12 protein-coding genes are annotated in these 12,594 nt (G+C 50.0%); all 12 read right to left on the reverse strand.

Translation table 11 applies throughout. The annotated features are described in order from the left end of the window. Nucleotides 1-24: 24 nt before the first annotated feature. The 12 genes from HBA55_RS01260 to HBA55_RS01315 all read right to left on the reverse strand — a co-directional run bounded on the left by HBA55_RS01260 (nt 25) and on the right by HBA55_RS01315 (nt 12,574). Nucleotides 25-1,176 (reverse strand): CaiB/BaiF CoA transferase family protein, encoded by a 1,152-nt coding sequence (locus HBA55_RS01260; RefSeq protein WP_166985806.1) that lies wholly within the window; start codon nt 1,174-1,176, stop codon nt 25-27. 42 nt (nt 1,177-1,218) lie between these two features. Then, on the reverse strand, nt 1,219-1,593 hold the full coding sequence (locus HBA55_RS01265) for a nuclear transport factor 2 family protein (RefSeq protein ID WP_166985809.1): 375 nt from the start codon (nt 1,591-1,593) through the stop codon (nt 1,219-1,221). A gap of 82 nt (nt 1,594-1,675) precedes the next feature. Next, complete coding sequence (locus HBA55_RS01270) at nt 1,676-3,079, reverse strand: aldehyde dehydrogenase family protein (RefSeq protein WP_166985815.1); 1,404 nt, start codon at nt 3,077-3,079, stop codon at nt 1,676-1,678. 22 nt (nt 3,080-3,101) lie between these two features. Continuing rightward, a complete protein-coding gene (locus HBA55_RS01275; RefSeq protein ID WP_166985820.1) occupies nt 3,102-4,259 on the reverse strand; it encodes an acyl-CoA dehydrogenase family protein in 1,158 nt (385 codons plus the stop codon). 74 nt (nt 4,260-4,333) lie between these two features. Next, nucleotides 4,334-5,902, reverse strand: a complete 1,569-nt coding sequence (locus HBA55_RS01280; protein ID WP_240945849.1) for a class I adenylate-forming enzyme family protein — start codon at nt 5,900-5,902, stop codon at nt 4,334-4,336. A 128-nt stretch (nt 5,903-6,030) separates the two neighbouring features. After that, complete coding sequence (locus tag HBA55_RS01285; RefSeq protein WP_166985829.1) at nt 6,031-6,777, reverse strand: enoyl-CoA hydratase-related protein; 747 nt, start codon at nt 6,775-6,777, stop codon at nt 6,031-6,033. Between the two features lie 91 nt (nt 6,778-6,868). Next, on the reverse strand, nt 6,869-8,428 hold the full coding sequence (locus tag HBA55_RS01290) for an acyl-CoA synthetase (RefSeq protein ID WP_166985834.1): 1,560 nt from the start codon (nt 8,426-8,428) through the stop codon (nt 6,869-6,871). Between the two features lie 59 nt (nt 8,429-8,487). Further along, nucleotides 8,488-9,618 carry an acyl-CoA dehydrogenase family protein gene (locus tag HBA55_RS01295; protein WP_206019480.1) on the reverse strand — a complete coding sequence of 377 codons (1,131 nt, stop codon included), beginning with the start codon at nt 9,616-9,618 and terminating at the stop codon, nt 8,488-8,490. 37 nt (nt 9,619-9,655) lie between these two features. Next, nucleotides 9,656-10,480 (reverse strand): SDR family NAD(P)-dependent oxidoreductase, encoded by an 825-nt coding sequence (locus HBA55_RS01300; protein ID WP_166985841.1) that lies wholly within the window; start codon nt 10,478-10,480, stop codon nt 9,656-9,658. Between the two features lie 16 nt (nt 10,481-10,496). Further along, nucleotides 10,497-10,937 carry a MaoC family dehydratase gene (locus HBA55_RS01305; RefSeq protein ID WP_166985845.1) on the reverse strand — a complete coding sequence of 147 codons (441 nt, stop codon included), beginning with the start codon at nt 10,935-10,937 and terminating at the stop codon, nt 10,497-10,499. Beyond that, nucleotides 10,930-11,373, reverse strand: coding sequence for a MaoC family dehydratase N-terminal domain-containing protein (locus tag HBA55_RS01310; RefSeq protein WP_166985849.1), 444 nt, complete (start codon nt 11,371-11,373; stop codon nt 10,930-10,932). The genes HBA55_RS01305 and HBA55_RS01310 overlap by 8 nt, the downstream gene beginning before the upstream one ends. Before the next feature lie 13 nt (nt 11,374-11,386). Next, nucleotides 11,387-12,574: a lipid-transfer protein gene (locus HBA55_RS01315; protein WP_166985852.1), complete on the reverse strand. Its 1,188-nt coding sequence runs from the start codon at nt 12,572-12,574 to the stop codon at nt 11,387-11,389. Nucleotides 12,575-12,594 lie beyond the last annotated feature (20 nt).

Consider the following 12,594-nt stretch of genomic DNA (forward strand, 5'->3'; position numbering starts at 1 on the left):
TCGGTCACATAAGCGGATAGCCTTCTATATTTCCCCTTTTTCCTGTAACGCCAGAACGTCGCTTTGATTTACTCCAATACGTCGCAGAATTTCTTCGGTGTGTTCTGCATTTTTTGGCGGGACGCCGATCGATCCCGGTGTCAGGCTCAAATTGGGTGCTGGCGCCGGTTGAATTGCGCCGTTTATATCAACGAAAGTCTCTCTTGCCCTATTGTGCGGATGCCGGGGGGCCTCCTCAAAATTCAATACTGCGCCGAAGCAAACATCCGTACCCTCAAGCAGACGACTCCACTCATCTCTGGATCGTTGCATGAACAGCTTTCTTAATTTCTTCTTTCCTTCCGGCCACTGAGACTTGTCCCACTGATCCGCAAAAGAAGGATCGTCTGTGAGTTCCAGGAGCGTTATCAGCTCCTTGTAGAATTGAGCTTCAAGCGCGCAGACGGTAATAAAGTTTCCGTCTGCACATTCGTAGGTATCATTCCAGGGGGATCCCCGGTCCTGCCAATTGGACCCAAGATTGCCCTCGAGCTTTCCATTGTTAAAGCTTGACCAAAGCAGTGTTGACAAATAGGCCGACCCGTCCGTGATCGCCGCATCAACCACCTGTCCTTTGCCAGTGTGTCGGGCATGAAGAAGTGAACACATGATTCCCCATAACATCACCATGGTGCCTCCACCAAGATCCCCCACCAGTGTTACGGGAGAGCTCGGTGCCTGATTTTGTCCGCCGCCGTACCACAACGCTCCAGAGAGCGCGATGTAGTTCGGGTCATGACCCGCAGCCTGTGCCAGGGGGCCTGTTTGCCCCCAACCTGTCATACGGCCGTATATCAGTGCAGGATTACGCTCCAGGCAGATCTCTGGCCCTAGTCCGAGACGCTCCATCACTCCGGGCCTGAATCCTTCAATCACAACATCCGCGTCACCGATCAGCTCAAGAGCCAACTCAATACTTTTCGCCTTCTTCAGATTCAGCGCAATGGACTTTTTTCCGCGATTAAAGATTTGGCCTTTTTCGCCGTTATTGGAACCGTTATTGCTGCTTGAAGCTGCTTTGCGTTCAATCAGAATGACTTCCGCGCCCATATCTGCCAGCATCATGCCTGCACAAGGGGCGGGCCCCAAGCCAGCTATTTCGACCACTTTAATACCGGCTAACGGCCCATTGTTCATTTCAAAGTCACCTTGCTGCTATTGGGTCAAACATTGACAACGCTACTTGGGCGCATCGGTCTTGGCGTAGGTTTTCTTGGACACCAATTTGCCATCCTTCCAGTGCAACAGATCAAGGCCAGTGACCTTTTTCTCTGCCCCTTGGACACTCATGGTCAGGTTCCAGGCAGTGGTTACCTTTCCGGTTTCTGCATCTGCAAAAACGTCGGTTTCCTCGAAATGCGTTTTCGCGAGCTTTTTGTCCAGCATTACCTTGAAACACTCTCGAATGGCGTCCTTACCTTGGTGTGCGCTGCCATCCCAATGATAGAATACGCCGTCGTCTGCAAAGAGCCCCAATACCTTTTCCATATCCTGCTCGTTGAACGCTTCAACGAATTCGTTACTTAAACCGAGCAGTTCTTCTCGTGTAGTCATATCCAGATCTCCTAAATAAGATTTTTGACCTTGCTGTATTTTCAGACTGTCTGAAAATTGTGTTTGTGATTTAGAGATAGAGTCAAAGCGCTACATTGATGATTTTTGACTGTGTGTATTCAAATAGTCCATCATCACCCAGTTCGCATCCTAACCCTGACATCTTGGCGCCACCAAAAGGAATATGCGGAAGGATTTCTGTGTGTTTATTAACCCAGACTGTGCCGGACTCCATTTTAACGGCCAATGCCGAAGCTGCAGCTATATCCGATGACCATATTGATCCGCCCAAACCGTTACTTGATGCGTTGGCTTGTTTGATGGCTTCCTGTACATCTGAAAACTTGATGATCGGGAGCACCGGCCCGAACTGCTCTTCGTCTACAACTCGGCTGCCAGGAGAAACATCACGTACCAACGTTGGTCTAATAAAGAACCCGGGCTGATCTTCCATAGCACCACCACAAATAACATTTCCATCATGGCGTGCGGCGTCTATCAGGGATTTGACCAAATCGTACTGCCGTTTGTTTTGCAGCGGTCCAAACTGTGTGTTTGGATCGAAGCCATCACCGACGATAGCCGACTCAGCCAGCTGTTCCAGCTGTTTGCAAACGTCGTCATAAATCGATTCATGGACGAATAATCGCTTGATAGCCGCGCAGATCTGTCCATTGTTATTAAACGCGGCATGAAACAATTTTGGTACAATATCTTCCGGGATGACATCACCCAGTACAATGGCTGCGTCGTTCCCGCCCAACTCGAGGGTAATGCGCTTTATCTGTGCCGCAGCCGTCGCCATCACCTTAGAGCCAGTGGGGATTGATCCGGTGAAGGAAACTTTTCGCACATCTCGATGACCCACCAGCAAATGACCCAATTCATTGTCGTCGGCGATGACGTTCAGAACACCTGGAGGCAAAATATCCTGAGTCAATTGCGCAAACTTAAGCGTGGTCAATGGTGTCGTCGGGGCCGGCTTCAGAACAACGGTATTGCCAGCGATGAGTGCTGGTGCGATCTTGAACACCATTGTCGCCAAGGGAAAATTCCACGGAACGATGGCCCCAATCACACCCAAGGGAACTCTGTGGCGCTCAACCCGCCTGTCTTCACTGTCCTCCAACAACTCAACGGTCAATCGTTTGGCCGCATAAAAGCGGAAGAAAGCGGCCGTTATCTGAACTTCACGCGTCGCATCACTAAGGGGTTTACCCTGCTCCTCGGTCAGAAGATGTGCCAAACCCTCGACATTACTCTGCAGTGCGTCGGCGATTGCATTTAGAGCCTGAGCACGTTCATCAATACTTTTCTCTGACCACATCTTGAAGGCCGCCAGAGCTGAGTCTACCGCTTGATCAAGTTGCTCCTCGGACGCCCTTGGACAAGATGCGATAACCTGTTCGGTTGACGGGTTTATGACGTCAGAATGACGATCACCTTCTACAAGCTCCCCGCCGATGAGTAAACGAAAATATTCCATAAAATGGACCTCCGATGACAAATTAATTATCCAGACTCCGACCTATGATCTCTTTCATGATCTCCGAAGTCCCTCCCACGATCCGAGTTACCCTGACGTCTGTATACAATCTCGATATAGGGTATTCGCTCATATACCCATAACCACCGTGCAATTGAAGGCACTTATCAACGATTTCTCCCTGTGTTTCAGTGGCCATCAGCTTGAGCATCGCTGCCATTACCGCATCCAATGTGCCATCGAGCATCTGCGTAATGCACTGATCCACAAATGCGCGAAGCGCCTCCATATTAGCCTTGCAGTCGGCCAGTACAAATCGGGTGTTTTGAAAATCCATCAGGCGTTTTCCAAAGACGTTTCTTTCCTTCACATACCTTGTAGTGTTTTCCATCGCGAACTCACAGTGGCCCAAGGCCTTGGCTCCAATCACTGTGCGCTCATAGGGCAGTTCCCTCATCAACTGATAAAAACCTTGCCCTTCCGACTCGCCCAGCAAGTTGTCACAGGGCACTCGCACATTGTCGAAGAAGAGCTCTGAGGTGTCCTGCCCCTTCATCCCTATCTTTTCCAGGTTTCGACCGCGTTTAAAGCCATCTGTTTCGGTATTATCCAACACGATCAGCGATACACCTTTTGCACCTTTCTTCGCATCCGTTTTCGCTGCAATGACAATGAGATCGGCCAGTTGACCATTAGTGATAAAGGTTTTTGAACCATGGATTAGGTAATCATCGCCATCGCGAACGGCCGTCGTGCGCATACCCTGCAAGTCGGACCCCGCACCCGGTTCAGACATGGCGATGGCGCCTATGCACTGTCCAGATACCATCTCTGGCAGCCATTTTTTCTTCTGGTTTTCAGACCCAAAATTCAGTATATAGTGCGTGACAATATTGTGGACCTGGCCGCCCCAGCTGGTATCGGCAACACGCCCTTGTTCTTGAAAAATAATGATATCGTGACCGTGATCGCCTCCTGATCCACCGTACTGCACAGGGACAGAGGCACCGAGCAAGCCTAGCTCGCCAGCCTTTCGCCAAAACTTTCGATCGACGGCCCCTTTTTTGCACCAGGTTTCGATATTGGGGACCAACTCCTCTCCAAAGAAACGACGAGCCATGTCTTGAAGATGACGATATTCCTCTGTCATCCAATTGGGTACATCATCGAAGTTATTCATTCAGAAAGTTCCTACCTGCGATACCTGTACGCTGCGATCAGAAAAGCATTTATCCAATATTTCACACGCTGAACTTAGCCATTGGTGGGTAATCGATATATGCCGGCATCGATACCCTCTTTAAGTTTGAATTTTTGGATCTTCCCCGACGCCGTCATGGGCCATTCATCGACACTAATCCAATAACTGGGGGTCTTTTGCGGTGAAAGAATCTCGCGGGAGTAATCACGAAGCGCATCATCATTTAGTTCTTTGCTTTCATCATCAAGCCGATAAAAACAACAGACCAATTCACCCCATTTTTCATCGGGAACACCAATGACCGCCACCTCAGCAATCGCCGGGTGAGTTACCAAGGCGTTTTCTATTTCAACAGGAAACAAATTCTCCCCGCCTCTGATGATCATCTCCTTAATGCGACCTGATATCTTCAGGAAACCTCGACTGTCCAGGCTGCCTAAGTCGCCGCTGTGGAGCCAACCGTCTTCGTCGATCGTTTCGGCATTGGCTGTGGCGTTATTATTGTATTCCAGCATTCGGCTGTAGCCTCGCATGCACACCTCACCCACCGTATTCAACGGGAGAACGGCGTTGTCTGAGGGGTTTCGAACCGACACTTCTACGTGAGGTAGCGGTTGACCCACGGTTGTCGTTTGATCTTGAATACAATCGTCTTTCCAGGCCATGGTCGCCACGGGTGAGAACTCGGTTTGTCCATAGACGATTTGAATGCGACATCCCCATTGCTGCTCCACTTGAGTCATCAAGGTGGGTGATACCATCGCCCCGCCGCTGATAAGATTCTTGAGAGATTGCAGGTTTCGACGAGTACTCTGTGCTTCTTCCAACAACGCCAGCAGCATAGCCGGAACCGCGGCGAGTGAACTGACGTGTTCTTTTTCAATAATGTTATTGATGGTCGAAGGATCAAATATCGGCCCAAGAATCATACTGGCTCGTGCAGAAAGCGGACCGAGAACACCCTGGCCGCTACCGCCCGTGTGAAACAAGGGCATAAAATTAAAGTAAACATCCCTATCACCGATTTCTGCCCGGTCAAAGATAAGACGGTTGGTATTGAGTAAAGAATGGTGGCTTAACTTGGCGCCCTTCGGAGAACCGGTGGTGCCTGATGTGTATTGAATCTGAAACGGATCGTCGGGATACACGGATGGCAAGGCCACTTCTTTCTCGGCGCTCCCCCAAAAAACCTCAGGTTCCAACATGTTTACCAGTTCTTTAAGGCCTGAATTTTCCGCCATAACCTGATGGGCAATCTCACCAATGGGATTGCCTCGAAACTCGGGAACGTAATATAAGACAACCGAATCCGATTGTTGAACGATATAATTCACTTCGGAACGCTGAAAAGAAGGGTTTATCGTCACCAACGTTAATCCCGCCAGTGCGGCGGCGTACTCAAGAAAGACCCATTCTGGAATATTATGCGCGTAAACCGCAATACGCGTCTCTTTGGGGTATTTGGTGGCCAAAGCACGAGCCAATCGCAATGAAGCTTCATACAGTTCACCATAGGTCCACCGACGACCGATCGAACCATCAAGGCACACTTCCGTGAGGGCGGCTTTGTCTGTCGAGTCCTTCGCGGCCTGTTCAAGAACTTCTCCGATCGTCGATCGCAAAAGCGCTGGCCCTGGCTGTGCGGGGCAATAAGACTGTGCTAAATCCAATGAGTACATGGGTTATTCTCTCCGAGAGACTTTGAATGCTATGGCCAGTCAACCACAAGCAACAGACTCTTCCTTGTGTTTTATTTTTTGTTCAAAAACCGAGAACGAACCGCTATCGAATCCGGTGTCTGCAGCAGCTGGTTGAACACCTCAAACTCCTCCTCAATTCTGCGACGCACCGCGACTTTATCTGCCATTTTAAGCAGCTTCTTGGTCTCAATCAGCGCGGTAGACGCCTTGCTTGACAATAACAACGCTTTTTGGGAGGCGTGTTCCATCGCTCTACCGTCCTCAACAACCCCATTGACCAAACCCAGTTCACGAGCATGGTCGGCGGAGAAGAATTCGCCCAGCAGCAGTACTTCTGCGGCCAGACGATGCCCGGCCACCAACGGTAATAACAAACTGGATCCGGCTTCGGGACACAACCCCAGGTTCGAAAAAGGCATACGAAACCGGGTTCCCCTTTCGGCATAGACCAGATCGCAGTGCAGCAGTATCGTCGTCCCGATACCCACCGCGAGTCCCGAAACCGCTGCTATAATAGGCTTTTTGATCTCCTGAAGCGCCAGCAGCAGTGGATAGAGAGGGGATGTTTCGCCGGGGTCTCGATTAAGCCCGCTGATATCCGTTCCCGCACAGAACACACCGTCTACACCATACAGAACAATGACCTTAATATCGTTGTTGCTGTCGGCTTCTACCAGCGCAATCTCAATGGCCTTATACATTTCGGGGGTTAGCGCATTTTTTTTCTCGGACCGATTTAAGCCAATATAAGCTACACTACGATCCGTTGAGGCAATAATATCTTTAAACGTCGACATCTACGGTATCACTCTCTCAATTACTTCCATACTCAAACATCATCAGTCATTGATTATCTGATCAGAATTTTCGAATAAATTTGTGGACCCGCTAATTTACGGATCGATCGACATCCCTCCAAAAGGGTTCTCGCAGTTCTACTTTGGAAACCTTACCGATACTGGTCAGCGGCAGGTTTTCTTCTCTGAAGGAAATATCTTTTGGACATTTGTAGTCGGCAATCCATTCACGACAATGTTTTATCAAGTCATCTTTCGATACTGCTTCACCGTCTTTTACGACCACAATAGCGTGAACCGCCTCCCCCCACTTATCATCCGGGATACCGATGACGGCGGCCTCCTTCACATTCGGATGTTTATTCAGTGCTTTTTCGACTTCGGCGGAGTAGATGTTCTCGCCTCCAGATACGATCATATCTTTAACTCGATCGACAATATAAAGATAACCGAACTGATCGAAGTAGCCGGCATCCCCCGTCATCACCCATCCATCAATCAAGGTTTTCTCTGTGACTTCCGGCAGCTTCCAATAACCAGTCATGACGCCAGGTCCGCGAACCATGATTTCACCGACCTCGCCCACGGGGCGTTCAATGCGACTAGCATCCACCACCCTAACCTCTGCATGGGCGACTGTCTGGCCGGCTGAACGCAATCGCTCAGGATGCCTTCCGTCCAGGAGATGATCTTGCGGAGACAGCGTTGTTGCAAAGGGGCCCAGCTCTGTCTGCCCGTACGATTGAGAAAGGTTGGCCGTCGGTATGCGTTCGATGACAGAACGCAATAGCTTTTCAGATATGGCGGCCGCACCATACGACAACATTTGAATGCAAGAGGTGTCTGTGCGATCAAACTCCGGATGCTCCAAAATCGATTGCAGCATGGTGGGCACAAAGAACATCTGTGTTACGCGGTATCGACCTATGGTATGTAGAACGTCACCCGCTGAAAAATTCTTAAGCGCTATGTGTGTTGCCGCCACCAATGTACCGCTTATGAGCGATGTAAAGGCCGCCATATGAAACATTGGCGCCGAGTGCAGTATGACTGACTCTCGATGAGTTCGCTTTTCCGAAAGATTGCTAATGGCGTTAATCCAGATCGCTTCGTGACTGATCATCACACCTTTGGGAAAGCCCGTGGTACCCCCAGTGTAGAATATACCGGCAATATCCCCGCCTGATCTTCTGGCGTCAACAATGGGTTCGTGACTCGATATCAATTGCTCTGAAGATATCATCCCCGCAGGACAATCCCCATCGCCAACATAGATGACCTTTTCTATTGGTGATTTCGTCAATGTATCAGCTTGATCGATGTATCCATCGTCGACGAACAGAAAGCGAGGCGAAGAATCGTTCAGTGCATAGAGGTTTTCTTGCACAGACCAGCGATAATTGAGGGGAACGGCGACCCCACCGGACCAGAACGCTGAAAAATAGAACTCCACAATTCGATCGCTGTTTTGCCCCAAATAGGCGACACGGTCATCGGCATTGAGACCTAGGCTCTTCAATGCCGCGGCCATCCGAGCCACTCTATCTACCAGCTCCATCCAACTTGTCCGGCGGCCCTCAAATATGGTCGCAGCGCGATTGGGTGAAACCTGAAGTGATCGATGTAACGAATGTGTAATGCCAATATTCATGTATTAACCATCTTGAAAACATTCAGCAGGGACGTTCCCACTCATAATCTGAAAAAAATCTATGAATTGTCCAAGCAACGGGCTATGATTTCCTTCTGAATCTCGGAAGTTCCTGCGTAAATTCTTGACACCCTGGCGTCGCAGTATAAACGTGCAATAGGGTACTCAGACATAAATCCATAACCCCCGTGAAGCTGAAGGCACTCGTCCATTATCTTCCCCTGAATCTCGCTTCCCCATAGCTTCAGCATGGAAGCTGTTTCTCCTGACAGTTGCCCGGCCAGCATGTCGGTGATACAACGATCCACAAATGCTCTCAGTGCCTCCACTTTCGTTTTGCACTCTGCCAGCTTGAATCGCGTGTTTTGAAAGTCGAACAATCGTTGTCCAAAGGCGTTGCGCTCTTTGACATAACGAAGCGTCTCAGCAAGCGCAAAATCGCAATACCCCAACGCCTTTACCCCAATAAGGGAACGCTCATAGGCCAGTTCCTTCATCAACTGGTAGAATCCCTGCCCTTCGCGATGGCCCAGGAGGTTTTCTTGGGGAATACGGACGTCCTCGAAGAAGAGCTCCGCAGTATCCAGTCCCTTTAATCCAATCTTTTCCAACTTTCTGCCACGTCGGAATCCCGTCGATTCTGTGTTGTCGAGTACGATTAGAGACACGCCTTTAGAGCCCAACGCCGGTTCAGTTTTAACGACAACGACAATAATATCCGCAACAACTCCATTCGTAATAAACGTCTTGGAACCATTGATAATGTAGTCACTGCCATCCTTAATGGCTGTTGTACGGATGCTTTGCAGGTCCGACCCAGCTCCGGGTTCGGTCATGGCGATGGCACCGACGTGTTCTCCAGATACCATTTTGGGGAGCCACTTTCTCTTTTGTTCAACCGAACCGAAATTAACAATGTAGTGAGTAACGATACTATGGATGCTGGCGCCCCAACTGGAGTCGGCGGCACGACCTTGTTCCAGGAAAATTACCGTGTCATGACCATGGTCTCCGCCAGAACCACCATATTCCACGGGTACAGAAGCCCCCAACAGACCCAACTCACCAGCTTTCAACCAAAACGATCGATCAACGAACCCCTGATCACACCAATGATCAATGTTTGGTGTCAGCTCTTCGGCAAAGAAGCGCCGCGCCATGTCTTGAAGATGACAATATTCTTCTGTCATCCAATTGGACACCTTCTCCGAACCCGTCATTGCCTATTTACTCCCGTCCACCACCACAAACGATGGTTTGGCCAGTGACATAGTTTCCTTCTTGCAGGCAGAACAAATAGACCGCACCCGCGGCCTCCTCTGGCGTACCGGGACGACCCATCGGAATCATGGCTTTTGCAGCTTCGACCTGCTTGGCGGGAATGCCCACTTTGACATCCCGATCACCCACCTTAACCTCGGGCTTGTCGCCTTCGACCGCCTGAGTTAGACGCGTGGCAATCATGCCATAGGCAACGCAGTTGACGTTCACTTTATAGCGTCCCCATTCCTTGGCCAAGGTTTCAGTAATACCTATTACCGCCTTCTTCGCTGCTGAGTAGTTTACCTGGCCAGGATTTCCTCGGGTTCCTGAAACCGATGAAATATTGACTACCTTACGGAATACCTCTGTGCCTTCTTCGGCCTCTTTTTTCGCTTGCGCTCGAAAGTACTCGGAGGCCGCCCGAAGAATACGAAATGGCGCAACCGTATGGATGTCGATCATTGCCTGAAACTGCTCATCGGACATCTTCTGAATCACCGAGTCCCAGGTATAACCGGCGTTATTGACGACGATGTCCAAGCTGCCAAAGGTCTCAATGGCTGTGTTGACAAATCGCTGTCCGAAATCCGGTTCCGTGACGTCCCCGACACAAGCCGCGGCTTTACCACCCGCTGCTGAAATCTCACTCACCACTTCTTGAGCGGGCGCATCGTCGATATCGCTAATCACAACCGCTGCACCTTCTGATGCCAACTTCAGTGCAATTGCCCGTCCAATACCTCGTCCTGAACCGGATACTATTGCAACTTTACCTTCTAAAGTGCCCATTACATCTTCCTCTACATTATGCTGTTAAACAAATTACGGCTGTACCAGACAGGGTTTGTCGGCCATATTGAGTTTTTGTCATCACGTCCAACACAATTCTTTTCTCCCCGTCTTCCTCGTATTTTTCCGTCACTTCGCCAGAACCAGTTACCACATCATGAACCTGCGTGATGGACGTAAATCTGACGCCATATGTCCGTATTTGATCCTGTTCTACCCACCCGGTGAGCAAACGCCCTAACACGGCCATCGACAACATACCGTGTGCAAAGACGTCTTCAAACCCTGAGTTTTTGGCGAAGTCACTATCCACATGAATAGGATTGTGGTCACCTGACCCTCCGCAATACAAGGCCAGCGTGTGTCTGTTTATGGGACCAAACTTCAATTTAGGTAAAGAGTCACCCACTTTTATAGCGTCATAAGATAGGTGCGTTCTCTTTTCATCATCAACCATTTCTCATCACCAGTGTATTGGTTTGCGTTTGGACCAGTTCCCCCGCCTCATTGAAGACTTTGGTTGTTCTGATCAAAAAGTCCAACGCCCCACCCTTTTTTTCATACATGTCCTCAACTTCGGTGGAGAACGTCAGTCGATCACCGGAATAAATCGGCAGGAAATAATCGAACTTTTCTTCTGCGTGTAAAAGTCTACTAAAATCGATACCCAGGTCTTCATTACTGGGGTACTTCGCCGGCGCAAGACTCTTGAGGCAGAACCCGAATGTCAGGGGCGCTTTAACCCCGCGAAGTCCGGCCTTTTTTGCCGCAGATTCATCAAAATAGATGGGATTTGTTTCGCCTATCGCTTTTGAGAACAGCTTGATCTGACCAAGTTCAACATCAACGATCCTGTCTTCTGAAACAAGTCCCAGACACGCACGATTAAACATCTCTCGCTCCCATCTAATTCACTTGTCCATATAACGTAACCACGCAAGCGCCACCAAGACCCAGGTTATGAGCCAACGCGTGTTTTGCCCCCGCGACCTGACGCTGATCCGCCGTGCCGCGCAGTTGATTCGTCAGTTCATAACATTGAGCCAGTCCCGTCGCCCCTAACGGGTGGCCCTTGGACAGCAAACCGCCCGATGGATTGGTCACGACTTTGCCACCGTAGGTGTTGTCGCCATCGAGAATAAACTTCTCAGCCGTGCCTGCCGGCGTAAGCCGTAACGCTTCATAGGTCAACACTTCGTTTGCGGTAAAGCAATCATGAAGCTCGACGACATCCACATCCTCTGGACCAATTCCGGCTTTTTCATACACCTGATCGGCCGCACTCTGTGCCATGTCATAACCTATCAGCTTCATCATGCTTTTGTCTTTGAAGGTTGACTCAGTATCGGTCGTCATCACCTGAGCTTGAATGGCAACTGGAGACCGTACATTGTGTTTGCGAGCAAACTCTTCACTACAGATGATCGCCGCAGCCGCACCGCAGGTTGGTGGACAACATTGAAACTTGGTTAACGGACCGAAAATAGGCGCCGACTCCATGATCTCTTCAACCGACAAGGGCGCTCTGAATAACGCCAGCGGGTTATTCGCCGCATGCTGACGAGCCTTGACCTGCACTTTAGCGAACGTCTCTGCTTTCATACCGTACTGTTCGGCGTACTCTTTGCCCGCCCCGCCAAAGAACTGAGGCGCCCGCGGCAGCGTCTCGTCATAGCCAACGATGTCATCCATCGCGTCCACGAATCGTGTCAATGCAATGGGGCGGTCCGTGAAATAAGTGGCCAGTGCGCCCGGTCGCATTTCTTCAAAACCCACCGCAATTGCACATTCAATTGCGCCACTTTCCACCGCCTGGCGGGCCAGGTACAGTGCCGTCGAACCCGTTGTGCAATTATTGTTGACGTTGACGATGGGTATCCCGCTCAGACCTACGCCATAGAGTGCTGCCTGCCCACAGGTAGAATCACCATAAACGTAGCCGGCATAGGCTTGTTGTACATCTTTGTAGTCAACCCCGGAATCTTCCAGCGCCATACGGGCGGCTTTTTCGCCCATGACATTGTAAACTTCGCTCTGCCCTGGTTTGGCAAAAGGAATCATGCCGACACCGGCGACCAGTACTTTTCTATTCAAAAGTAACGTCCTCTAAAATT

Source organism: Pseudomaricurvus alkylphenolicus (assembly GCF_011683955.1).
GTDB lineage: Bacteria > Pseudomonadota > Gammaproteobacteria > Pseudomonadales > Cellvibrionaceae > Pseudomaricurvus > Pseudomaricurvus alkylphenolicus.

Coding starts and splice junctions, on each gene's coding strand:
- HBA55_RS01260 (WP_166985806.1), bottom strand. CDS start 1,176: ATGAACAATGGGCCGTTAGCCGGTATTAAAGTGGTCGAAATAGCTGGC.
- HBA55_RS01295 (WP_206019480.1), bottom strand. CDS start 9,618: ATGACAGAAGAATATTGTCATCTTCAAGACATGGCGCGGCGCTTCTTT.
- HBA55_RS01290 (WP_166985834.1), bottom strand. CDS start 8,428: ATGAATATTGGCATTACACATTCGTTACATCGATCACTTCAGGTTTCA.
- HBA55_RS01305 (WP_166985845.1), bottom strand. CDS start 10,937: ATGGTTGATGATGAAAAGAGAACGCACCTATCTTATGACGCTATAAAA.
- HBA55_RS01265 (WP_166985809.1), bottom strand. CDS start 1,593: ATGACTACACGAGAAGAACTGCTCGGTTTAAGTAACGAATTCGTTGAA.
- HBA55_RS01285 (WP_166985829.1), bottom strand. CDS start 6,777: ATGTCGACGTTTAAAGATATTATTGCCTCAACGGATCGTAGTGTAGCT.
- HBA55_RS01300 (WP_166985841.1), bottom strand. CDS start 10,480: ATGGGCACTTTAGAAGGTAAAGTTGCAATAGTATCCGGTTCAGGACGA.
- HBA55_RS01310 (WP_166985849.1), bottom strand. CDS start 11,373: ATGTTTAATCGTGCGTGTCTGGGACTTGTTTCAGAAGACAGGATCGTT.
- HBA55_RS01275 (WP_166985820.1), bottom strand. CDS start 4,259: ATGAATAACTTCGATGATGTACCCAATTGGATGACAGAGGAATATCGT.
- HBA55_RS01270 (WP_166985815.1), bottom strand. CDS start 3,079: ATGGAATATTTTCGTTTACTCATCGGCGGGGAGCTTGTAGAAGGTGAT.